Genomic DNA, 21504 nt, shown 5'->3' with positions numbered 1-21504 from the left:
CCTGTGGACAGACAGTTCGCTACACCGTCAGCTATCCGCCGCAGCGATTGCCGTAGCGGATAGCGAAGGTCGTAGCTGATGCTTGTGCGCACTTTGTAACGCCCACGAAATCTGTGTCACGAGACCGTGACCGGAAGATATTCCCGCGCAACAACTCCCTTCTACTGTGTGGCCTCACGGATACAGCGCTGTATACGCCTCCCGGATACACCGGGGTCCCCTCAGGCCACACCTTCGAAGGAAGGGCTCTACATGTCTGTTGTCAGGTCCAGGCTCGCCACCCGCGCCATCGCGGCCCCCGCAGCACTCGTCGCAGTCGGACTCGTACTGTCCGCCTGCGGAAGCCGCGCAGGTGACGAGGGCAGCACGGCCGCCTCCGGTGCTGCGTCGTGCGTCGACACCTCGGGCGACACCGTCAAGGTCGGCTCGCTCAACTCCCTGTCGGGCACGATGGCGATCTCCGAGGTCACCGTCCGCGACTCGATCGCGCTGGCCGTCGAGGAGATCAACGCCGACGGCGGTGTGCTCGGCAAGCAGATCGAGATCGTCTCCGAGGACGGCGCATCCGAGCCGGCGGTGTTCGCGGAGAAGGCCGAAAAGCTCATCGGATCCGACTGCGTCGCAGCGGTGTTCGGTGGCTGGACATCGTCGAGTCGCAAGGCGATGCTGCCGGTCTTCGAGGACCGCAACGCGCTGCTGTACTACCCCGTCCAGTACGAGGGCCTCGAGTCGTCGTCGAACATCTTCTACACCGGCGCGACCACCAACCAGCAGATCGTGCCGGCCCTGGACTACCTGAAGGAGCAGGGCGTGAAGTCGCTCTACCTCGTCGGTAGCGACTACGTCTTCCCGCAGACCGCCAACCGCATCATCAAGGCGTACGCCGAGGCCAACGGCATCGAGATCAAGGGTGAGGACTACACCCCGCTCGGCTCCACCGACTTCTCCACCATCGTCAACAAGGTGCGCACCGCCGACGCCGACGCGGTGTTCAACACACTCAACGGCGACTCCAACGTCGCGTTCTTCCGCGAGTACACCAACGCCGGCCTCAACGCGAAGGACATGCCGGTCGTGTCGGTGTCCATCGCCGAGGAGGAGGTGGGCGGCATCGGCGCGCAGAACATCGAGGGCCAGCTCACCGCGTGGAACTACTACCAGACCGTCGACTCCCCCGAGAACACCTCGTTCGTCGAGGCGTACAAGGCGAAGTACGGCGCGAACAAGCCGACCTCCGATCCCATGGAGGCCGCCTACACCTCGGTCTACCTGTGGAAGAACACCGTCGAGAAGGCCGAGTCCTTCGAGGTCGACGACGTCGTCGAAGCCGCCGACGGCGTGACCTTCGACGCCCCCGAGGGCACCGTCACGATCGATGGCGACAACCACCACATCACCAAGACCGCTCGCATCGGTGAGATCCGCGGCGACGGCCTGATCTACACCGTCTGGGAGTCCGACGGCGCCATCGAGCCCGACCCGTACCTCGAGTCCTACGACTGGGCGTCGGGCCTGTCCGGTAACTGAGCACGGAAGCCGAAGAGGGAGACGACATGGATGTCCTTGTAGGACAGCTCTTCACAGGATTGAGTATCGGATCGATCCTGTTGCTGGCAGCACTGGGGCTGTCGCTGACGTTCGGCCAGATGGGCGTGATCAACATGGCCCACGGCGAATTCATCATGGCCGGCAGCTACACCGCCTTCGTCGTGCAGCAGGTGATCTCCTCGGCCGGGATGTCCCTGTTCGTCTCCCTGCTCGTCGGCTTCCTGGTGGGCGGCGTGATGGGTGTGATCCTCGAGGTCACCCTCATCCGCCGCATGTACCACCGCCCGCTCGACACCCTGCTGGTGACCTTCGGTGTGGGCCTGCTGCTGCAGCAGGCCGCCCGCGACATCTTCGGCGCCCCCGCCGTCAACGTCGTCGCACCGTCCTGGCTCTCCGGTGGTGTGGAGATCTTCGGGGCGGTGGTCCCGAAGACCCGCCTGTTCATCCTCGCCCTCGCCGTGGTCTGCGTGGTCGCCCTGATCGCGTCGATGAAGTACACCCCGATGGGACGACGGATCCGGGCCGTGGTGCAGAACCGCGATCTCGCCGAGACGGTGGGCATCTCGTCGCGCCGCACCGACATCACGACCTTCTTCCTCGGCTCGGGCCTGGCCGGCCTCGCCGGTGTGGCCCTGACACTCATCGGCTCGACCAGCCCGACCATCGGCCAGTCGTACCTCATCGACGCCTTCCTCGTGGTCGTCATCGGCGGTCTCGGCCGCATCGAGGGCGCCGTGCTCGCGGCCGTCGCACTGGGCCTGCTCAATTCGTTCATCGAGTACTCCACGACCGCGTCGATCGCGAAGGTCATCGTGTTCGTGCTCATCGTGATCTTCCTGCAGGTCCGTCCGCAGGGCCTGTTCGCCGTCAAGACGAGGAGCCTGGTCTGATGCCCGCGACCTTCTCGACCCGCACCTTCACCCGACCCGGACCCGTACGCACAGCAGGCGGATTCGCGATCGCCGCGATCGTCCTGTTCGGTCTCGCCCCCGCCGTCCTCTCCGATTTCCGGCTCGGCCTGCTCGGCAAGTTCCTGTGCTTCGCGATCGTCGCCGTCGGCATCGGCCTGGCCTGGGGCCGCGGTGGCATGCTCACCCTCGGCCAGGGTGTCTTCTTCGGCCTCGGCGCCTACATCATGGCCATGCACCTGAAGATCTCCGACGCGCAGCTCCGCGGCGACACCGTCCCGGACTTCATGCAGATCGCGGGCATCCGGGAACTACCCGCCTACTGGACCCCGTTCGCCTCCCCCGCCGTCACGCTGCTGGCGATCCTGATCGTGCCGGCCCTGCTCGCCGCCCTGCTCGGCTTCGGTGTGTTCGCCCGCCGCGTCAAGGGCGCCTACTTCGCCATCCTCTCCCAGGCACTGGCCGCCGCCTTCGCGATCCTGCTCATCGGCCAGCAGTCCACCGGAGGATCCAACGGCCTCAACCGTTTCCGCACCTTCTTCGGCTACGACCTGTCCGATCCGGTCAACAAGCGGATGCTGTTCTTCATCGTCGCCGCGATCCTGCTGCTCGTCGTCGCCGCGACCCGCCAGCTCATGCAGTCCCGCTACGGCGAACTGCTCGTCGCGGTCCGCGACCAGGAGGAGCGGGTCCGCTTCCTGGGCTACGACCCCGCCCTGATCAAGGTGGCCGCCTACACCGTCGCGGCCTTCTTCGCCGGCATCGCCGGGGCGATGTTCGTGCCCATCGTCGGCATCATCTCCCCCGCCGACGTCGGCATCGTCCCGTCGATTGCGTTCCTCATCGGTGTCGCCATCGGCGGACGCACCACCCTGCTCGGCCCGGTCCTCGGCGCGGTGGGCGTGGCGTGGGCACAGACCACCCTGTCGGAGAACTTCCCGTCGGCCTGGACCTACGCGCAGGGCCTGCTGTTCATCGTCGTCGTCGGCTTCTTCGCCGCCGGCCTCGCCGGAGTCATCACCCTGCTCCGCCGGCGCCGCCGCACCACCCCGACCGAACCCACACCCCCGACCGAACCCGAGCCCGCCGACCTTCCCGAGATGGAGCCCGTGCGATGAGCAAACCCGTCTACGGCGGCAACGCCGGAATGAGCAGCGACTACCTCGAGATCCGCGACCTGCGTGTCACCTTCGACGGCTTCACCGCCGTCGACGGCGTCGACCTCACCCTCCTCCAAGGCGACCTGCGGTTCCTCATCGGCCCCAACGGCGCCGGCAAGACCACCCTCGTCGACGCCGTCACCGGCCTGGTTCCGGCGACCGGCTCGATCACCAAATCCGGCGTCGAACTGCTCGGCAAGAAGACCCACAAGATCGCGCGCCTCGGTGTCGGCCGCACCTTCCAGACCGCCTCGGTCTTCGAGGAACTGTCCGTTCTGCAGAACCTCGACATCGCCGCCGGCGCGAGCCGCTCCCCGTGGCAGTTGCTGCGCCGCCGCAACAACGTTCTGCCCGAGATCGAGGAAACACTCGAGACGATCGGCCTGACCGCCCACCGCGACACCCCCGCGGGCATCCTCGCCCACGGGCAGAAGCAGTGGCTCGAGATCGGCATGCTGCTCGTGCAGAACGCCGACGTGCTGCTCCTCGACGAACCCGTCGCCGGAATGAGCGGCGACGAACGCGAGGAGACCGGGCAGCTGCTGCGCCGCATCGGCGCGCAGCGCACGGTGGTCGTCGTCGAGCACGACATGGACTTCATGCGCGCCTTCGCCACCTCCGTCACCGTCCTCGCCCGCGGCAAGGTCATCGCCGACGGCACCGTCGACCAGGTCCAGAACGACCCGCAGGTCCAGCAGGTCTACCTCGGGACCGCCACCACTGCTCAGGAGGCATGATGCTCGAACTCGTCGACGTTCGCGCCGGTTACGGTCGAACCGAGATCCTGCACGGCATCTCCCTCACCGTCCCGACCGGGAAGACAGTTGCGGTCATGGGGCACAACGGTGCCGGCAAGACCACACTGCTGCGCGCCGCCGTCGGTCTGCTGCCCGTCACCAAGGGAAAGATCCTCTTCGACGGTGACGACATCACCTCGCTGCGACCATCTGCCCGCGTCACCCGCGGCCTGGCCTACGTCCCGCAGGGGCAACAGTCCTTCGGTCAGCTCACCTGCCGGGAAAACCTGCAGGTCGTCGCCGACACGCGCCGCAACGGCCGTCAGTTGATCACCGACATGCTCGACCTGTTCCCCGCCCTCGTCCCGCTACTCGACCGCCGCGCCGGCCTGCTCTCCGGCGGTCAGCGCCAGCAACTCGCCATCGCCCGCGCGCTGATCACCGAGCCGCGCATGCTCATCCTCGACGAGCCCACCGAAGGCATCCAGCCATCGGTGGTCACCGAGATCGAGAACACCATCGTCGAACTCGGCCGCAGCGGCGACCTCGGGGTGCTGCTCGTCGAACAGCACATCGGTTTCGCCCTCGACAACGCCCTGCACTACTACGTCCTCGAATCCGGGCGCATCACCTCGACGGGTGACGGTGGTGTCGACGCCGCCTCCACCGTCCGTGCGGCGATGGCGATCTGATGGCCGCCGACACACGGCGCGAGTGGGTCTACAAGGCCCTGCGCGATCGTCTGATGTCCGGGACCCCCTCCCCTGACGAACGACTCAGTGAAGAACGCCTCGCCGAACAGTACGAGGTGTCGCGCACGCCGGTACGCGAGGCCCTCGCCCGACTGGTCTCCGACGGGCTCGTCGAACGCCGCGACCAGGGGTTGTACCCCTACCGTCCGCGCTTCGACGACCTCGCGGACCTGTACGAACTGCGGACCACCCTGGAGCTGCGCGGGATTCGCCGCGCACTCGACAGCGACTCGGTGCGGCACGATCCCGACGTCCTCGGTCCCGAGCTCGACCGCTGGTATGAGATCCGCGAGGATCCGCCCGAGCCCGACGCCGGCTTCGTCACGCTCGACGAGCGCTTCCACATGACGTTGCTCGCCGCCTCCGGCAACCGTGCCCTGTGCGACGCGCTGGCCTCGGTGAACGCCAAGGTGCGCCCGGTGCGGATGTTCGACTATCTGACCCCCGACCGCATCGTCACGACCGTCGACGAGCACATCGAGGTCGCCGAGCTGGTTCTCGCCGACAAGCTCGACGACGCCCACGACCTGCTGCTCGCCCACATCGACACCTCGCGATCGGTGGTCGTGCGCCGGGCCGAGGAGGCACGCGCCTTCGCGCGGATGGCCCGGGCCGTCCGAGACTGACACTTCCGGTCGTGTCACGTGACCGGACGGGTCCGGTGCGGCACACTGGCGCTCATGACACCCCGCATCCCGCCCGGACGTTTCAAGGAACTCGGCCCGATCAACTGGGTGACATGGAAGGCCCTGTCCGCCGCCGGCGGCACCTCGGACGCCCACCTGTTCAGCACCCTCGGCCGCACCGGACGGCTGTTCCGCGGGTGGTTGCACTACGCCGGCATGCTCATGCCGTTCGGCCGTCTCGGCCGGTTCGAATCGGAGATGGTCATCCTGCGCGTCGCGCATCTGCGCGAGTGCGGTTACGAATTCGACCACCACACCCGCCTGGGTCGCCGTGCCGGCATCACCGACGAGGTGCGCGAGCGTATCGTCGCCGGACCCGACGCTCCCGGCTGGCAGGCAAGGCACTGTGCTCTTCTCGCCGCCGTCGACGAACTCGTGGCGACGAAGAATCTGTCCGACGAGACGTGGGCGTCGCTCGCGCAGTTCTACGACGACCGCAGGCTCATCGAGTTCTGTCTGCTGGTCACGCAGTACGACGCCCTTGCCACAACCATCGGTGTGCTGCGGATCGAACGCGACTTCTGATCCGTCCGCACCGGCCGGCATCGGTTCGGCGCGATCCCTAACAAGGCTGTTACACAACGTCACAGCAGCGTCATTGCTGGTCCATAGCGTATACAGCCATGTCCACAAAGATGTATACAGCTGCGGCGCCCGTCTCCCCGGTGAGGGTGTCCGCCACCGATCGCGTTCGTGCCGCACTGGGCCGCATCGACGAGGTGGATCGACCCGAGGTGTGGATCACGCTGCGCAGCGCCGACGATCTTCTCGCCGACGCCGCCGAAGTGGACGCACGGGTCGCCGCCGGTGAGTCCCTTCCCTTCGCCGGTCTGGTCGTGGCGGTCAAGGACAACGTGGACGTCGCGGGAATCCCGACCACTGCGGCATGTCCCGAGTTCGCGTACGTCCCGGAGGAAACCGCTTCGGGTGTCGAGCGTCTGGTCGCCGCCGGCGCCGTCGTGCTGGGTAAGACCAACCTCGACCAGTTCGCCACCGGTCTCGTCGGCACCCGCAGCCCGTACGGGGCGGTGCGGTGCGCGTGGGATCCCGAGAAGGTATCGGGCGGTTCGAGTTCCGGTTCGGCGGCCGCGGTGGCGCTCGGCATCGCCGACATCGGGCTGGGCACCGACACGGCCGGTTCGGGACGGGTACCCGCCGCGCTGCACGGAATCGTCGGTATCAAGGCCACTCTCGGCGTCATCCCGGCGCACGGCGTGGTCCCGGCCTGCGTCGACTACGACTGCCTCACGGTCTTCGCGACGTCGCTCGACCTGGCGGCGACCGCGGTCCGGATCATGGCCGGACCCGAACCCCGCGACCCGCGCAGCAGGACCTGGCCCGCGGATGTACGACTCGCCGCGCCGAACACTCTGCGCGTCGCGGTGCCGCGCGCCGAGGATCTCGAAGCGTTGTGTGAGGAGTACCGCGACGCCTTCGCCCGCACAGTGACCGCGGCACGCGAATCCGGCATCGAGATCGCGGAGGTGGTCATCTCACCGCTGCTCGATGCTGCCCTGCTTCTCTACGACGGTGCCGTGGTGGCCCAGCGCTACGCGGCCGTCGGCGAGTTCCTGTCGACGACACCGGAGGGTGCCGATCCCACGGTCGCCGCGATCGTCGCCGGCGCGAAGAAGCCTGCCGCCTACGAACTCGTCGAGGATCTCGACACCCTCATCCACGTGAAGGCGTTCGCGCGTGAACTGCTCGCCGGGTTCGACGGGTTGCTGCTCCCGACGACGACGGAACACCCGACGATCGCCGCGGTGCAGGCCGATCCGATCGCCATCAATCGTCGGATGGGCACCTACACCAACTTCTGCAACCTGCTGGACATGACGGCGGTGGCGGTGCCCGGTGCGCCGACACCGGCCGGTGAGCCGTTCGGGGTCATGGTCGTGGTCCCGGCCTTCGGCGACCAGGTGGCCGTGGACGTCGCGGCCGCGCTGAACGGTGTGGATGCACCGCGCGTCGTCGAATCCGGCGTCGAACTCGCGGTCTTCGGAGCACACCTGCGCGGTCAGCCGCTGCACTTCCAGCTCGAGGAACTCGGGGCGCGCTTCGTCGAGGAGGTGCACACCTCCGACGCGTACCGTCTCGCCGCACTGAACACGACGCCGCCGAAGCCGGGACTGGTGCGTCACGCACCGGGCGAGGGCGCCGCGATCGTCGGTGAACTGTTCCGGTTGTCGGAGGCCGGACTGGGCCGGTTCCTCGCTGCGCTGCCCGCCCCGATGACGTTGACGAGCGTCGAACTGGCGGACGGGCGGTGGGTCGTCGGTTTCGGGTGCACCCAGGACGCAGCCGCCGACGCGGTGGACATCACCGAGTTCGGCGGCTGGAAGGCCTACCGGGCGTCCTGACCCCGGCTCCGGAGTGCACCGGACGAACCGGTCAGCGGGGCGGCGGATCGACCTTCACACCGCCACCGGCGTGTTCCGGTCCGGCGTCGGGATGGTCGGCCGGCAGACGGTCGCGGAACCGTGCGGCCTCGCTGGGAACGGGACCGCCGGTGGGATCCTGCGAACGACGATACGGTCCGGGCTTCGGACGGGGCTTGCCGCCCGGGAAGGCGAGCCGGGCGATGGTGCGGTGCACCATGAACCACTGCTTGCCCAATCGCCCCGAGTTGTAGGGCAGTTCGTAACGCTCGCAGATGTCCTTGACCTTCGGCGCGACCTCCGCGTAACGGGTGCTCGGCATGTCGGGGAACAGGTGATGCTCCACCTGGTAGCCGAGATTGCCGCTGAGGATGTGGAACAGCGGGGTGCCTTCGATGTTCGCGGCGCCGACGAGCTGCCGCACGTACCACCCTCCACGCGACTCGTTCTCGACCTCCTTCTTCGAGAAGGTATAGGTCTGGTCCGGGAAGTGCCCGCAGAAGATGATCGCGTGCGCCCACACGTTGCGAATGATGTTGGCCGTGATGTCGGCGAGAACCGTCGCGAGGAAGGTCTTCTCGACACCGGGTAGATACCGGTCGGCGAGATGGGCTGCGGTACGAAACTTTCCGGACCGGCCCTTGCCCATCGGTCCCTTGCTCATCGACCGCAGTCGCCGGCCCAGACGCGAGGTCTTCGGCTGGGGCAACCGGCCCTGCAGCGCGACCTGCGCGAGACCGAACAGCGCGGCGCTCACCAGCGGCCAGCCGACGTAGTCCTTGACGAACTGCGCGCGGGCCTTGCCGAAGATGCCCTTCAGCTCCTCGATTACCTGACCGGTCGACTTCTCGCCGGCCCACAACGCCTCGAGGTCGAGGTCGTGCAGCGCCACACCCCATTCGAAGAGCACGGTGAGCAGCGCGTTGTAGAGAGGTTGCGCCAGGTAGACGGGGTGCCACTTCTGGTGCGGGTCGATCCGCATGATCTCGTAGCCGAGATCCTTGTCGAGGCCGCGGATGTTCGTGAACGTGTGGTGGATGTAGTTGTGCGAGTGCTTCCACGCCTCCGCGGTGGAGGCGGTGTCCCAGTCCCACACCGACGAGTGGATGTCCGGATCGTTCATCCAGTCCCACTGGCCGTGCATGACGTTGTGGCCGATCTCCATGTTCTCGAGGATCTTCGCCACTCCGAGACAGGCTGTCCCGGCCACCCAGGCGGGCTTGTACGACGACGCGAAGAGCAGTAACCGCCCCGCGACGACCAACTGCCGTTGCGTGGCGATGACGTTCTTGATGTACTGCCGGTCCTTGTCGCCGAGACTCGAGTACACCTCGTCGTGGATGGCGTCGAACTCCTTGGCGATCTGCTCGAGATCGTCGTCGCTCAGATGCGCGAGCGGACTCTGTGGTTCCCGTGTCCCGGTGTCGGTCCTGTCGATGCTTCTCGTCACGACGCCCCCTGCTTCGAAGCCGGTTGCTTCACAGTTCTATTTCGATGTCACCCTCCGCGGTGTGGATACAGGTACGCACCGCAGCCCCGGTGGGCTCGCTCACCTCGTCGGTCCGCAGGTCCCGGAGTTGCCCGGATTTCAGCGTTCCGACGCACGTGTGGCAGATGCCGATACGGCAGCCGTATGGCAACTTCAGGCCGGCGTTCTCGCCTGCGACCAGGATGGGTGTTCCCCCGTCGCACTCCACCTCTTTCTCGCTGTCGAGGAAGTGGATGGTGCCGCCCTCGCCGCTCCCGGCATTCCCACCGATGATCGGCTGGAAACGTTCGAGGTGGAATCTTTCGGGATCACCGTGTTCGTCCCAGTGTTCTTCGAGGGCGTCGAGCAGGTCGCGCGGGCCCGAGCAGAAAGCGTCGCGTTCGCGCCAGTCGGGGCACAGATCGCCGAGGTCGTCGGGGGTGATGCGGCCGCGGTCGCCGCTGAGCCACAGCTCGAGACGCATTCCGGGATGCCGCTCGTCGAGGTCGCGCAGGGTCGAGCCGAAGATCACCTCGTCCTCGGTGTGGGCGGAATGCACGACGACGACGTCGTCGATGCGGTCGCGGTGGTCGAGGCTGCGCAGCATGCTCATGATCGGGGTGATCCCGCTGCCCGCGCTGATGAACAGCATCTTCGCGGGCAGCGGGTCGGGCAGGGTGAACACGCCCTCGACCTCACCGAGGCGGACGATGTCGCCGGGCTCGAGTTTGCGGACCAGGTACGGCGAGACCACGCCATTCTCGACGAGTTTGGGTGTGATGCTGATGAGCCCGTCGACCGGATCGGGGTCGGAGGTGAGCGAGTACGCGCGCCAGTGGTAGACCCCGTCGATGACCACCCCGAGCCGCACGTACTGGCCCGGCTCGTGACCGCGCCACTCGTAGGCCGGGCGGATGAGCACCGATGCGGCGTCGCCGCCCTCGGGGACGACCCGCTCCACACGGCCGCGCAGTTCGCGGGTCGTCCAGAGCGGGTTGATCATCTCGAGATAGTCGTCGGGCCGCAGAGGTGTGAACAGGTGCCGCACCGTGCGCAGCAACCATCTCCGAACCGGGTGCACGTGTGGGCGAGCGCCGCGTTCCGCCATGGCGCAACACTACGCGGGCGCGCACACCTCACATGCACATTCGTCGCCGATGTGGGATCGGTGACAGCTCAGCGCAGGATCGTCAGCTGCACCACGGAATCGGCGTTCGCGACGAGGCGGTGCACGATGCCGGCGTCGACGTGGACGGCGGTACCCGGTACGAGCGACACGGTCTCGTCGGCGGTGCTGAACGAGATGTCGCCGGTGACGGCCTGCACGAGGATCGGAGCGCCGGCCTTGTGGTCGTCCATCGTCTGCCCGGCGACGAAGGACAGACGTACCACGGTGGCACCGGTGACCGCCGCGAGCTTCTCGATGCGTGGCCCGCTCCCCTCGCCCGCGTTGAGCTCCGCGAGCCCCTCGATACGGGTGAGCTTGCCCTCGACCTGCTGTGTACTCATCACGCTTCCTTCTTCGTGGCGACGATCTCGATCGCGACCAGATGCTTCTTGTACTTTGTGAACGTCGACCGCATCTGGAGCACCCGGCTGCGGGCGTCGGAGTCGCGAAGGACGTTGCGAACGAACTTCAGGGTGCCGGGCAGGCCCTCGTCGGCGAGGATGCGCTTGGGTTCGAGCAGCGCCATGGGAGCGAAGCCGATCTTCTCGACCTCGAATCCGTTCTCCTCGAACAGGGTCCGCCATTCCGCCGCGGTGAGCGGGCGGGCGTTGACCTTGATCGAGCGCGCGAGCGACGTGCGGATCTCGGTCTTGACCTCGTCATCGACCTCGTCGGGTTCGATCGCGAGTTCGTGGATGGCGTACCGGCCGCCCACACGGAGCACCCGGCGGGCCTCCTGCACGATCTCCGCCTTGTGCCTGTCGGTCTGCATGGTCAGCATCGCCTCGCCGACCACGACGTCGGCGACCTCGTCGTCGAGTCCGGTCTTCGATGCCTCGCCGCTGACCACACTGCCTCCGCCGGCGATGGCCTTGCGCGTCAGTTCGGCTGCCGTCTCGTCGGATTCGACTCCGGTGTAGCTGCCGGGCGAGTACGCGAGGATCTCTTGCGCCGTCCGGCCGAGGCCGGGCGCGAACTCGACGACGTCCGCGCCACGCAACCTCGCGTCGGCGAGCACGCGTGCCGTCAGTTCCTTACCGCCGGGCCGCAGCACACGCTTGCCCAGGCGGGCGAGCAGCCAGTGTCCCGGCAGGTGGGCGGTGTCCCTACCCGCAAGGGGGAGAGCGTCTTCCGATGCGCGCTTGTCCGCCATGTTCTGCACTCCTTCTCGCGAGGGCAAGGGTGGCTACGGTTCCGAGGCTCTCCGGACCGGTCGTAACGTGGACGGTGCGTCGGTTGTCGCCTCCATGGCGCCGACTATAGAGGATTTTCCTCCTTTTAATAAGGTGACCCTCACCTGAGAGTCACCGCGGGCGCGACGGGAGAGCGGACTTGGCACGGCGGGTGAAGCAACGCGAGCGGATTCTCGGCCTGTTGCGGGAGTCCTCGGGCCCGGTCGACGCCCATCATCTCGCCGCCACGCTCGACCTGCACGTCACGACCGTCCGCTTCCATCTCGCGGGCCTCGGGGAGGAAGGTCTCGTCCGCACCCGGCAACTTCCGATCGAGCGGGTCGGGCGCCCGCGCCTCGGCTACGTCGCGGTGAAGGAACCGTCCTACACCGATCTCGTCGCGCTGCTCGCCGCGCGGATCGGGGGCACCCCCACCGAGCGCGAGGACAAGGCGTTCGAGGTGGGCTCGGACTGGGCGGGCATGCTCGCCCTCGCACCCGCGCCGACCGTCGACGCCGGCACGCTCGTCATCGACGCCCTGCAGCAGTTGGGTTTCGAGACGCAGAGCGCGACGAACGCCTTCGGCACCCACAGCCTCACGTTGTGCACGTGCCCGCTCGCGGAGATCGCCCGCACGAATCCCGAAGTGGTGCGCGGCATCCAACGCGGATTGATCCAGCGTGTCCTCGACGACCACGCCGACCTGCTGCGCAGCCGCTACGCCGTCGACGTCCGGCCCGACCCGCAGGACGGTAACTGTCTCGTGCAGCTGGTGCTGCGCCCGGAGAAGGGCGGAACGACGTCAGCCCGCGACGACGGTCGAGTCGTCACGGGCTGAGCCGGTACATCCGAGCGGGGATCCGCCCACACGGAAGAAGGGTGAACGCGGGGCCTCGGGTCGGCCCCGCATCCTCAGAAGTTGATCATGTGTCCTGCGAGACCGTGGATGGCCTCCTGCAGCGCCTCGCTCAGAGTCGGGTGCGTGTGGACGTTGCGCGCGAGCTCGTTGACCGTGAGGTCCCACTTCTGGGCCAGGGTCAGCTCGGGCAGCAGCTCCGAGACGTCGGGGCCGATGAGGTGGCCGCCGATGAGCTCACCGTGGGTCTTGTCGGCGATGAGCTTGACGAAGCCGTTGGGATCGCCCAGACCGTGCGCCTTGCCGTTGGCGGTGAACGGGAAGGTCGCGACCTTCACGTCGTAGCCCTCGGCCTTCGCCTGCTCCTCGGTGAGACCGAAGGAGGCGACCTGCGGCTGGCAGAAGGTCGCACGCGGCATCATGCGGTAGTCGCCGAGCTCGAGGGTCTCGGCACCGCCGATGGTCTCGGCCGCGACCACGGCCTGCGCCTCCGCGACGTGCGCGAGCTGAAGCTTCGCGGTGACGTCGCCGATGGCGTAGATGCCCTTGACGTTGGTGCGCATGCGCTCGTCGATCGCGATGGCACCGCGGTCGGTGAGCTCGACGCCGGTGTTCTCGAGGCCGTAGCCCTCGACGCGCGGCGCGAAGCCGACCGACTGCAGCACCTTGTCGACCGTGACGGTCTCGACGTTGCCGGACTTGTTGTCCTTGATCTCGACGGTCACCTTCGAACCGTCGTCCGAGATCTTCTGCACCGCGGCACCGGTCTTGATGGTGATGCCGAGCTTCTTGTACGCCTTGGCGATCTCCTTGGAGACGTCGGCGTCCTCGTTGGGCAGTGCGCGGTCGAGGAACTCGACGATGGTGACGTCGACCCCGTAGTTCTTCAGGACGTAGCCGAACTCCATGCCGATGGCACCGGCACCGACGATGACGATGGACTCGGGGAGGTCGCGGGTGAGGATCTGCTCCTCGTAGGTGACGACGTTGTCGCTGAGCTCGGTGCCCGGCAGCAGCTTGGTGACGGAGCCGGTGGCGATGATGACGTTGTCGAAGGTCACCTGTTCGGTGCCGCCCTTGGTGAGGGTCACCTCGATGGTCTTGGCGTCGACGAACGAGCCCTTACCGTCGTATTCGGTGATCTTGTTCTTCTTCATGAGGAAGTGCACGCCCTTGGTGCGCCCGTCCGCGACCTTGCGGCTGCGGTCGTAGGCGGCACCGAAGTCGAAGGACACGTCTCCCGAGATGCCGAAGGTCTTGGCCTCTTTGTTGAAGAGATGTGCCAGCTCGGCGTTGCGGAGAAGTGCCTTCGAGGGGATGCAGCCGACGTTCAGGCAGACACCACCCCAGTACTTCTGCTCGATGATGGCGGTGCTCAGTCCCAGCTGTGCCGCGCGGATAGCAGCGACGTACCCACCGGGACCGGCTCCGAGGACAACGACGTCATAGTGTGAGGTCACGGATATACAGGGTAGTCCCGCCCGATTCCGGTGTCTGCCGATGGTCCGGTTACCGGCCGGTAGCTACCGGATCCGGTGATCGGCCGTGTATCGGCGCACGGCGAGCGGGACCGTCACGGCGAGCAGCACGACGCACCAGCCGAACGCCGACCACACCGGATGGTGCAGCGGCCACGCCGCATCCGCGGGTACCGGCGCGGACGCCGAGAGCAGCTCGCGCAGCGCACCTACGACGGCACTGACGGGATTCCACTCGGCGATCTGTCGGACGACCACCGGCATCGTGTCGGTGGGCACGAAGATGTTCGAGAACATGATCGTGCCGAAGATCATGGGTGCGCACTGCTGCAGGACCTGTTCGTCCCGGATCGAGACGCCGAGCCACACACCTGCCCACGAGAATGCGAACCGGAACAACAGCAGCACCACCGCGGCGAGGGCGATCTCCCCGGCGCCCGCTTCGATCCGCCAGCCGACGAGATATCCGATGCCGACCATCGGCGCCAGCGTGACCGCACACGTCAGGGTCTCGGCGAAGGCGAGTCCGGCGGGCGCGGCCACCGGGGAGGTGGGCAGGGTCCGGAAGCGATCCGACAGTCCGCTGCGCATGTCGGCGTTCGCGGTGGCGGCGGTGGTCGCGAGGCCCATGGCCGCCACGAGGACGAGCACACCCGGCATCAGGTATGCGCGGTAGGCGGCGCCCTCGCCACCGGACAGGGCGCCGGCGAAGACGAATCCGAAGAGCAGCATCATGCCCAGCGGTGCGGCGAGGGTGACGAACAGCAGGGCCGGCGAGTGCCGGTAGGTCAGCAGGACGCGATGCAGCAACGTCCGGGTGCCGGTGAGGGCAGAACTGCCGTGGCCGGACTCGTGGATGGTGGTCATGCGGACTCCTCGATTCGCTCGCGTCCGGTCAGGGTCAGGAATGCCTCGTCGAGACCGACTCGACGACGGCCGATGTCGTCGACGGGGACACCCGCGTCGTCGAGGGCGCGCAGCACGGGCAGCAGTGGCACCGAGTGGGCGTCGGTCGTGAAGGACAGCCGGACCGAGCCGTTCTCGACCGGCACCTGGATGCCGTTGTGGCGCAAGCCGAATGCGCCGATGACGGCGACGGCCTCGTCGATGTGGGCGGCACCGGGGAGGACGAGGTCGAGTCCGGAGCCGACCGCCTCCTTGATCTCGGCGGGAGTGCCGGTCGCGATCGTCCGGCCCGCGTCGAGGATGGTGATGTCGTCGGCGAGCCGGTCGGCCTCGTCGAGATACTGCGTGGTGAGCAGGACCGCGGTGCCCTCGGCGACCAGTTCGCCGACCATCCCGTAGATCTCGTTGCGGCTGCTCGGGTCGAGACCGGTGGTCGGTTCGTCGAGGAAGAGCACGTCGGGTCGCACGAGCATCCCGGCGAGCAGATCCAGCCGCCGGCGCATGCCGCCGGAGTAGGTGCTCGCCTGCCGGTTCGCAGCATCGGCGAGGCCGAAGCGGTCGAGCAGTTCGACCGCGCGGGTGTGGGCGGCGCGGCCGGCCAGACCGTGCAGGCGAGCGACGATCATCAGGTTCTCGACACCGGTCAGTCGTAGATCCACCGCGTGGTACTGGCCGACGAAGCCGATGCAGCGCTTCACGCGGGTCGCGTCGTGCACCACATCGAAGCCGCGTACGCGGGCACGTCCGGCCGTGGGCCGCAGCAGGGTGGCGAGCATCCGGACGATGGTGGTCTTCCCCGATCCGTTCGGACCGAGGAGCGCATGGACGCGCCCCGGCGGGACGCGCAGGTGGACGTCGTCGACGACGATGCGATCGCCGAACGCCCGGGTGAGGCCTTCCGCCTCGAGTGCCATCTCGATCACGATCCACCTCTCGATTGGGAACACCGTTCGCAGTTCGAGGGTACGCATCTGCGAACATCGTTCGCAACCCGTTCGAGGAGGCATGCTGTCCTGCATGACGGTCTCCGACTCGATCTGGCTGCGGTCCGACACCGGGCGCCCCGGCCCGCGACCGGCCTACACGCTCGATCAGCTCGCAGACGCGTGCGTGCGGATCGCCGACGAGGACGGCATCCGCGCCCTGTCCATGCGCAGGCTCGCCGACGCCCTCGGCACCGCCCCCGCGTCGCTCTACCGCTACGTCTCCGGCAAGACCGATCTCGTGGACCTCATGGTCGACCGGGCCGGAGCCGAATACCGCTTCGCTCCGCTGACCGGTGACGTGCGCGCCGACGTACTCGACGTCGCCGAACAGTCCCGCGCAATCCACCGCCGGCATCCCTGGCTGAGCCAGGTCACGGCATCGACGCTCGGCCCGAACTCGATGCGGTATCTCGACCACCTCGTCGGCGCCCTCGCCCCCGCCGGACTCGACCCGACCGCGACGATGACCGGAGTCGCCCTCCTGTCGGGGTGGGTCACCAACTTCGCCGCGCAGGAGGCCGCCGGGATGTCTGCAGGGGCGGCCGGCGGCGGAGCCGCGCACATCGCCGCGATGCTCGAGCACGGCGACTACCCGCATCTCACCGCCCTGATGACCGGCGCGTCCGCCGGAGGATCCGCAGGTGATGTCGCAGATGCGGACAGCCGCAGCGGTGCGGACGACGGATCCGATGCGAACGACCGTGCGTTCCGCGCCGGCATCGACGCGCTCCTGTTCGGCATCGCGCCGACCCGCTGACATCAGCTGTCGGCTCCCTGCAAGTGCCGGAGTGATGATCACGGACCGAGCGCGCGGAGACATTCTTGGCGACCACTTGGTGCGCGACGATCTCCGGCGCCCGCTCGGCACCAAGCCGGTTCCAAGTCCGGCCGCGCACGCTACCGACATGACTTCCGCATCCCTCACCCCGCGCCTCACCACCGACGACGACCTGCTCGGAATGCGGCTCGCGCACCGCGTGATCCTCCGCGACGTCACCCGGCTCCGCGAACTGGCGGACCGGATGCTCGCAGATCCGTCGAGCTTCGACAGGGCCCGCTACGCGGCGACCGCCGACTATGTCGGACTGTTCGTCGCGAGTCTCTACCACCATCACAACGTGGAGGACCTCGCACTCTGGCCGCTGATCACCGCGTCGGCCGGACCCCACGTCGACTTCACCGAACTCACCGACGACCACGACGAACTCGACCCGCTCCTCGACGAACTCGGCGAATTCACCCGCGGGCTCCCCGACCCCGCGGCAGTGGCCGGCTTCGCACGCACCCTCCGCACGCTGAGTGAGCACCTCCACGAGCACATCGCGGACGAGGAGCGAACGGTCTTCCCGCTCATCACCGGGCACGTCTCCGCCGACGCGTGGCAGCGGTTCGAGAAGGACGCCCAGCGCGGTGGCCGGGCCGACTTCGACCTCACCCGCTTCTTCGCCGTGATGACCGAGGACGAGACCGAGCGGGTCCGCCGCGAACTGCCCCTTCCGGTGCGACTGATGGTCGCGGTCTTCTCCCGTCGGCAACGACGCCGCGAGCGTGCGGTGTTCGGCTGACCCTGCTGTTCGGCTAACCCTGCTGTTCGGCTGACCCTGCTGTTCGGCTAACCCAGGATCCCGCGGTCGTAGGCGACTGCGACCGCGGCCGCCCTGTCCTTCACCTCGAGCTTCGCGAAGACGTGGGTCAGGTGGGTCTTCACGGTCGCCTCGCTGATGAACAGCTCCTGGGCGATGGCCCGGTTCGAGGTGCCCTTCGCGACGAGCGCCAGCACCTCACGCTCCCGGGCGCTGAGCGCCTGCGGGGCGGTGGGTGTCCGCATGTGGTTCATCAACCGCGACGCGACCACCGGCGACAAGACGGTCCGTCCCTCCGCCGCGGCCCGCACCCCGGCGAACAGGTCGTCCCGCAGAGCGTCCTTGAGCAGGTAGCCGGTCGCGCCGGCCTCGATCGCAGGCACGGTGTCGGCGTCCGTGTCGTAGGTCGTCAGCACCAGGACGCGACTGCGCGCACCTCGCGCGACGAGTTCGGTGATCGCCTGCACTCCCCCGCCTCCCGGCATCCGCAGGTCCATGAGCACCACGTCGGGGTCGAGTTCGAGCGTGAGGGTCACGGCCTCCGGACCGGAGGCAGCCTCTCCGACCACGTCGAATTCCGGGGATGCGGCGAACATTCCGCGCAGGCCGTCCCGCACGACGGGGTGGTCGTCGACGATCAGCACGGTGATCTCGTCCGCGTCGGTCACGACGTCCTCCCGGCCCTGATCAGCGGCACCCGCACCGAGACCGCGGTCCCCACACCCGGTTCGGACTCGACGTCCACGACGCCGGCGATCCGGTCGGCACGGGACTGCATGCCCCGCAACCCGAATCCGTCGCCCGGTGTCGCGCACGGATCGAAACCGCATCCGTCGTCCCGGATGTCCACACTCACTTCGTCGTCCATATAGGACACCGTGACACCGGCACGGTGTGCGGAGGAATGCTTGGCGACGTTCGCGAGGGCCTCCTGGGTGATGCGGAACAACGTCACGCCGATGTCGTCGTGCAACGGTTCGGTGGTGCCCGTGACCGTGAGATCGACCCGGATCCCGTGTTCGGCCGACCATCTCTCCACCTCGTGGGCCAGCGCGTCGTCGAGCGTGCGGTGCTCGAGTGCCTCGGGAGCGAGATTGCGCACCGAGCGGCGGGCATCGCCGAGGCTGCGTCGCGCAAGGTCCGTGGCCCTCTCGACGTGGCGCCGCGCCGCCTCCGGATCGGCGGTGTCCTGTGCCGCCTGCAACTGCGTGACGATCCCGGCCAGGCCCTGGGCGAGGGTGTCGTGGATCTCCGCGGCGAGCCGGCGGCGCTCGTCGTCGATCCCCGCTTCCCGGGCATGCACCAGCAGCTGCGCGTGCAGGGCCTGGTTCTCGGACAGCGCGTTCTCGAGTCGGACGTTGGTGCGTTCGAGTTCGGTGATCGCAGCGAGCCGTTCGAGACTTCGCTGCTCGTCGCGTTCGGCGAGCCTCATCATCAGCATGGAAATCGAGGCGTTGAGCACGACGAGGAGCCCGAATGCGATCCACATCGTCGTGTCGTCCGGCGGCAGACCACCCGCCTGCGAACCCGCCACCGTCACGGCGGTGACGATCAGCCCGAACCGGATCCAGCGGTCCGGCAGCATCGCGTGGGCATCGAAGTAGCCGGAGGCCGCATAGATCGCGAAGAACGGGTTGAGCCAGCTCAGGACGAACGCCAGGGCGGACCGGAGCAGGTAGTAGACCGCGTCGCCCTCCGGCATCGACCGGCGGCGGCGACCGCGCCACAGTTCCAGACCCACCGCCACCGCGGTGAGCACCGCTGCCGTGTACCGCTCGGCGGGACTCATCAACAACGTCGCGGTGCCGACGGACAGGACGGTGCCGGTCGCGAGCATCCCCACCGGCGCCCATCTGTAGGTCCGAAGCCACGGATCGTCGGTGGTCGTCGGTGCCGTCATGGCTTCCAGGATGACGGTCGACGCCGTCACTGCCAACGGAACCACCGGATCGCCACGCCGGTCAGGACGACGGTCCAACCCACCACGACCGCGATGCCACCGAGATTCGGCAGGTCGCCCGCGGCGGTCTCGTCGAGCAGTTGCGCTGCGGCACCGAAGGGTGTCAGCTCCACGATCCGTCGCAGCAGCTCGGGCATCGCCTGCACCGGCAGCCATACGCCCGCACTGAACATCAACGGGAAGAACACGATCGTGCCCAGCGTCTGAGCGATCCGCACGGACGGTGCCACCGCAGCCAGTGTCCCTCCCGCGCTCAGTGCCGCAGCGAGAGTGACGAGTACCGCGAGTGCGTATCCCCACGGCTGGGCGGGGAAGGCGACTCCGAAGGCCGCCCGACCGACGATCAGTGCGAGGAAGACCGACGCCAGGACCGCGATCGCGTGCACCACGATCTGTGCGGTCAGCAGGTGCGACGGACTCGCCGGGGTCACGGCGAGCCTGCGGAGGATTCCCCGTTCTCGGTACGACGACAACACCGCGGGCATCGTCTGGACACCGGCCACGATCATCGCGAGGAGGATCGCCACGGGGACGTACAGATCGATCACCCGCAGACCACCGAGGTCCGGATCCGGTTCCCGGAAACCGGGAATCAGGCCGAGGATCACGAGCAACAGCGTGGGGAAGACGAGGATCCAGAAGAGCGCCCCGGGTTCCCGCGTGAACAGTCGTGCCTCGGTACGCAGAACGGCGGTCGATGCGGACATCGTCGGGGTGCTCGTCGTCGACGTCTCGACGAGCCTGGTGCGGACGGTCGGGTCGGTCATGACGTGCTCCTGGTGTCGGTGAGATCGAGGTAGGCGTCGTCGAGGGTCGCTTCGGCGATGCGGAGGCGTTCGGCCGTGACGCCGAGGCGTGCCAACAGGCCGAGTACCGCGTGGATCGACTCCTCACTGCCTTCGACGGCCACCCGTTCCCGGGCGGTGTGCACGGAGACGACGCCGGGCTGGGCTTCGAGGAGCGCGGGGTCGAGCGGACCGGACGGGTGGAACGAGACCACGATCGCTGCGGACGACTGCCCGATCAGCTGGGCCGGCGTCCCCAGCGCACGGATGCGCCCGGAATCGAAGACCGCGACACGGTCGCAGAGGCGTTGTGCCTCTTCCATGAAATGTGTGACGAGCAGGACGGTGACGCCGGAATCACGCACCTCCTCGATCAGTTCCCAGGTGTCACGGCGCCCACGCGGGTCGAGTCCGGTGGTGAGTTCGTCGAGGACGACGACGCGCGGTGAACCGATGAGTGCCAGTGCGATGAACAACCGCTGTTTCTGGCCCCCGGACAGTTTCGTGAACCGGGTGTCGAGCATGCGGCCGAGCCCGAGGCGTTCGGCGAGCACATCGCCGTCCGCGGGTCGGGCGTAGAAGGCCGCGTACAACCGGAGGGCCTCGCGCACGGTCAATTTCGGCTGCAGCTCACTCTGCTGCAACTGCGTGCCGAGCAGTTCGGTGACGGCCCGGTGGTCGCGGACCGGGTCGAGGCCGGCGACGCGGACGGTGCCCTCATCGGGTTTTCGCAGACCCGAGATGTGTTCGACGGAGGTCGTCTTCCCGGCCCCGTTCGGACCGAGGACCCCGAAAATCTCACCTTCGTGGATCTCGAAGCTCACGCCGTCCACGACGGCGCGACCTCCGTACGACTTGTGCAGATTGTTCACTTCGACGATCGGCATGCATCGAGCGTCGCGCGGAGCACCGGTCCCGCACATCGTCCGTCCGTCTCGATCGGATGTCCCCCGATCGGATGATGGCGAGGGTC

22 protein-coding genes are annotated in these 21504 nt (G+C 67.8%); 11 read left to right on the top strand and 11 right to left on the bottom strand.

The window, feature by feature from the left end:
• The first annotated feature begins 252 nt into the window (after positions 1 to 252).
• The 8 genes from urtA (at position 253) to atzF (ending at position 8151) form a co-directional block, all read left to right on the top strand.
• On the top strand, positions 253 to 1527 hold the full coding sequence (urtA, locus tag BLV31_RS07995; RefSeq protein WP_064061827.1) for an urea ABC transporter substrate-binding protein: 1275 nt from the start codon (positions 253 to 255) through the stop codon (positions 1525 to 1527).
• 26 nt (positions 1528 to 1553) lie between these two features.
• Entirely contained in the window at positions 1554 to 2438 is an 885-nt protein-coding gene (gene urtB / locus BLV31_RS07990; protein ID WP_006553586.1) for an urea ABC transporter permease subunit UrtB, read from the top strand.
• Complete coding sequence (gene urtC / locus BLV31_RS07985) at positions 2438 to 3574, top strand: urea ABC transporter permease subunit UrtC (RefSeq protein ID WP_064061826.1); 1137 nt, start codon at positions 2438 to 2440, stop codon at positions 3572 to 3574. The genes urtB and urtC overlap by 1 nt, the downstream gene beginning before the upstream one ends.
• Positions 3571 to 4353 carry an urea ABC transporter ATP-binding protein UrtD gene (gene urtD, locus BLV31_RS07980; RefSeq protein WP_033096148.1) on the top strand — a complete coding sequence of 261 codons (783 nt, stop codon included), beginning with the start codon at positions 3571 to 3573 and terminating at the stop codon, positions 4351 to 4353. The genes urtC and urtD overlap by 4 nt, the downstream gene beginning before the upstream one ends.
• Entirely contained in the window at positions 4353 to 5045 is a 693-nt protein-coding gene (gene urtE / locus BLV31_RS07975) for an urea ABC transporter ATP-binding subunit UrtE (RefSeq protein WP_033096359.1), read from the top strand. The genes urtD and urtE overlap by 1 nt, the downstream gene beginning before the upstream one ends.
• Positions 5045 to 5731 (top strand): GntR family transcriptional regulator, encoded by a 687-nt coding sequence (locus tag BLV31_RS07970; protein ID WP_064062058.1) that lies wholly within the window; start codon positions 5045 to 5047, stop codon positions 5729 to 5731. Before urtE ends, BLV31_RS07970 begins: the two co-directional genes overlap by 1 nt.
• A 54-nt stretch (positions 5732 to 5785) precedes the next feature.
• Positions 5786 to 6316, top strand: a complete 531-nt coding sequence (locus tag BLV31_RS07965; protein ID WP_024101778.1) for a carboxymuconolactone decarboxylase family protein — start codon at positions 5786 to 5788, stop codon at positions 6314 to 6316.
• Positions 6317 to 6426: 110 nt separating this feature from the next.
• Positions 6427 to 8151, top strand: coding sequence for an allophanate hydrolase (gene atzF, locus BLV31_RS07960; protein ID WP_064062057.1), 1725 nt, complete (start codon positions 6427 to 6429; stop codon positions 8149 to 8151).
• 31 nt (positions 8152 to 8182) lie between these two features.
• Here the strand turns inward: atzF and BLV31_RS07955 are convergent, their stop codons facing one another.
• From BLV31_RS07955 to BLV31_RS07940, 4 genes are all read right to left on the bottom strand, one after another.
• A complete protein-coding gene (locus tag BLV31_RS07955) occupies positions 8183 to 9619 on the bottom strand; it encodes a fatty acid desaturase family protein (protein ID WP_064062056.1) in 1437 nt (478 codons plus the stop codon).
• A 28-nt stretch (positions 9620 to 9647) separates the two neighbouring features.
• Positions 9648 to 10745 carry a ferredoxin reductase gene (locus BLV31_RS07950; RefSeq protein WP_064062055.1) on the bottom strand — a complete coding sequence of 366 codons (1098 nt, stop codon included), beginning with the start codon at positions 10743 to 10745 and terminating at the stop codon, positions 9648 to 9650.
• 68 nt (positions 10746 to 10813) lie between these two features.
• A complete protein-coding gene (locus BLV31_RS07945) occupies positions 10814 to 11146 on the bottom strand; it encodes a cupin domain-containing protein (RefSeq protein WP_006553595.1) in 333 nt (110 codons plus the stop codon).
• Positions 11146 to 11958, bottom strand: a complete 813-nt coding sequence (locus BLV31_RS07940; protein WP_064062060.1) for a class I SAM-dependent methyltransferase — start codon at positions 11956 to 11958, stop codon at positions 11146 to 11148. The genes BLV31_RS07945 and BLV31_RS07940 overlap by 1 nt, the downstream gene beginning before the upstream one ends.
• Positions 11959 to 12137: 179 nt before the next feature.
• Here BLV31_RS07940 and BLV31_RS07935 point away from each other — a divergent pair, with 179 nt between their 5' ends.
• The gene (locus BLV31_RS07935) at positions 12138 to 12815 is read left to right on the top strand and encodes a helix-turn-helix transcriptional regulator (protein ID WP_248846324.1); all 678 of its coding nucleotides are present in this window, start codon (positions 12138 to 12140) and stop codon (positions 12813 to 12815) included.
• A gap of 74 nt (positions 12816 to 12889) precedes the next feature.
• Here BLV31_RS07935 and lpdA read toward each other — a convergent pair whose 3' ends face one another.
• The 3 genes from lpdA to BLV31_RS07920 all read right to left on the bottom strand — a co-directional run bounded on the left by lpdA (position 12890) and on the right by BLV31_RS07920 (position 16131).
• Positions 12890 to 14293: a dihydrolipoyl dehydrogenase gene (gene lpdA / locus BLV31_RS07930; RefSeq protein ID WP_006553599.1), complete on the bottom strand. Its 1404-nt coding sequence runs from the start codon at positions 14291 to 14293 to the stop codon at positions 12890 to 12892.
• A gap of 63 nt (positions 14294 to 14356) precedes the next feature.
• Positions 14357 to 15178 (bottom strand): ABC transporter permease, encoded by an 822-nt coding sequence (locus BLV31_RS07925; protein ID WP_072740477.1) that lies wholly within the window; start codon positions 15176 to 15178, stop codon positions 14357 to 14359.
• Entirely contained in the window at positions 15175 to 16131 is a 957-nt protein-coding gene (locus tag BLV31_RS07920) for an ABC transporter ATP-binding protein (RefSeq protein ID WP_248690854.1), read from the bottom strand. Before BLV31_RS07920 ends, BLV31_RS07925 begins: the two co-directional genes overlap by 4 nt.
• Positions 16132 to 16234: 103 nt before the next feature.
• Between BLV31_RS07920 and BLV31_RS07915 the strand changes: the two genes are divergently transcribed.
• Positions 16235 to 16960: a TetR/AcrR family transcriptional regulator gene (locus BLV31_RS07915; RefSeq protein ID WP_230809933.1), complete on the top strand. Its 726-nt coding sequence runs from the start codon at positions 16235 to 16237 to the stop codon at positions 16958 to 16960.
• A gap of 148 nt (positions 16961 to 17108) precedes the next feature.
• Positions 17109 to 17768, top strand: a complete 660-nt coding sequence (locus tag BLV31_RS07910) for a hemerythrin domain-containing protein (protein ID WP_041803803.1) — start codon at positions 17109 to 17111, stop codon at positions 17766 to 17768.
• Positions 17769 to 17815: 47 nt separating this feature from the next.
• On the opposite strand, the gene BLV31_RS07905 is transcribed toward BLV31_RS07910, so the two are convergent.
• Genes BLV31_RS07905 through BLV31_RS07890 form a run of 4 tightly spaced genes read right to left on the bottom strand, consistent with a single transcriptional unit; the run spans position 17816 to position 21418 of the window.
• Complete coding sequence (locus BLV31_RS07905) at positions 17816 to 18454, bottom strand: response regulator (RefSeq protein WP_006553604.1); 639 nt, start codon at positions 18452 to 18454, stop codon at positions 17816 to 17818.
• Positions 18451 to 19686 (bottom strand): sensor histidine kinase, encoded by a 1236-nt coding sequence (locus tag BLV31_RS07900; RefSeq protein WP_051121656.1) that lies wholly within the window; start codon positions 19684 to 19686, stop codon positions 18451 to 18453. The genes BLV31_RS07905 and BLV31_RS07900 overlap by 4 nt, the downstream gene beginning before the upstream one ends.
• 26 nt (positions 19687 to 19712) lie before the next feature.
• Complete coding sequence (locus BLV31_RS07895; RefSeq protein WP_139192943.1) at positions 19713 to 20513, bottom strand: ABC transporter permease; 801 nt, start codon at positions 20511 to 20513, stop codon at positions 19713 to 19715.
• Complete coding sequence (locus BLV31_RS07890; RefSeq protein ID WP_019291133.1) at positions 20510 to 21418, bottom strand: ABC transporter ATP-binding protein; 909 nt, start codon at positions 21416 to 21418, stop codon at positions 20510 to 20512. Before BLV31_RS07890 ends, BLV31_RS07895 begins: the two co-directional genes overlap by 4 nt.
• Positions 21419 to 21504: the final 86 nt, after the last annotated feature.

This window comes from Rhodococcus pyridinivorans (assembly GCF_900105195.1).
Lineage (GTDB): Bacteria > Actinomycetota > Actinomycetes > Mycobacteriales > Mycobacteriaceae > Rhodococcus > Rhodococcus pyridinivorans.
Note: the sequence above shows the minus strand (reverse complement) of the source record. Positions and strands in the feature narration are given on the sequence as shown.

Bases quoted from the DNA above. Each gene is read 5' to 3' on its own strand.
- urtA (WP_064061827.1), top strand. From the start codon at position 253: ATGTCTGTTGTCAGGTCCAGGCTCGCCACCCGCGCCATCGCGGCCCCC.
- urtB (WP_006553586.1), top strand. From the start codon at position 1,554: ATGGATGTCCTTGTAGGACAGCTCTTCACAGGATTGAGTATCGGATCG.
- urtC (WP_064061826.1), top strand. From the start codon at position 2,438: ATGCCCGCGACCTTCTCGACCCGCACCTTCACCCGACCCGGACCCGTA.
- urtD (WP_033096148.1), top strand. From the start codon at position 3,571: ATGAGCAAACCCGTCTACGGCGGCAACGCCGGAATGAGCAGCGACTAC.
- urtE (WP_033096359.1), top strand. From the start codon at position 4,353: ATGCTCGAACTCGTCGACGTTCGCGCCGGTTACGGTCGAACCGAGATC.
- BLV31_RS07970 (WP_064062058.1), top strand. From the start codon at position 5,045: ATGGCCGCCGACACACGGCGCGAGTGGGTCTACAAGGCCCTGCGCGAT.
- BLV31_RS07965 (WP_024101778.1), top strand. From the start codon at position 5,786: ATGACACCCCGCATCCCGCCCGGACGTTTCAAGGAACTCGGCCCGATC.
- atzF (WP_064062057.1), top strand. From the start codon at position 6,427: ATGTATACAGCTGCGGCGCCCGTCTCCCCGGTGAGGGTGTCCGCCACC.
- BLV31_RS07950 (WP_064062055.1), bottom strand. From the start codon at position 10,745: ATGGCGGAACGCGGCGCTCGCCCACACGTGCACCCGGTTCGGAGATGG.
- BLV31_RS07945 (WP_006553595.1), bottom strand. From the start codon at position 11,146: ATGAGTACACAGCAGGTCGAGGGCAAGCTCACCCGTATCGAGGGGCTC.
- BLV31_RS07940 (WP_064062060.1), bottom strand. From the start codon at position 11,958: ATGGCGGACAAGCGCGCATCGGAAGACGCTCTCCCCCTTGCGGGTAGG.
- BLV31_RS07925 (WP_072740477.1), bottom strand. From the start codon at position 15,178: ATGACCACCATCCACGAGTCCGGCCACGGCAGTTCTGCCCTCACCGGC.
- BLV31_RS07920 (WP_248690854.1), bottom strand. From the start codon at position 16,131: ATGGCACTCGAGGCGGAAGGCCTCACCCGGGCGTTCGGCGATCGCATC.
- BLV31_RS07915 (WP_230809933.1), top strand. From the start codon at position 16,235: ATGACGGTCTCCGACTCGATCTGGCTGCGGTCCGACACCGGGCGCCCC.
- BLV31_RS07910 (WP_041803803.1), top strand. From the start codon at position 17,109: ATGACTTCCGCATCCCTCACCCCGCGCCTCACCACCGACGACGACCTG.
- BLV31_RS07900 (WP_051121656.1), bottom strand. From the start codon at position 19,686: ATGACGGCACCGACGACCACCGACGATCCGTGGCTTCGGACCTACAGA.
- BLV31_RS07895 (WP_139192943.1), bottom strand. From the start codon at position 20,513: ATGACCGACCCGACCGTCCGCACCAGGCTCGTCGAGACGTCGACGACG.
- BLV31_RS07890 (WP_019291133.1), bottom strand. From the start codon at position 21,418: ATGCCGATCGTCGAAGTGAACAATCTGCACAAGTCGTACGGAGGTCGC.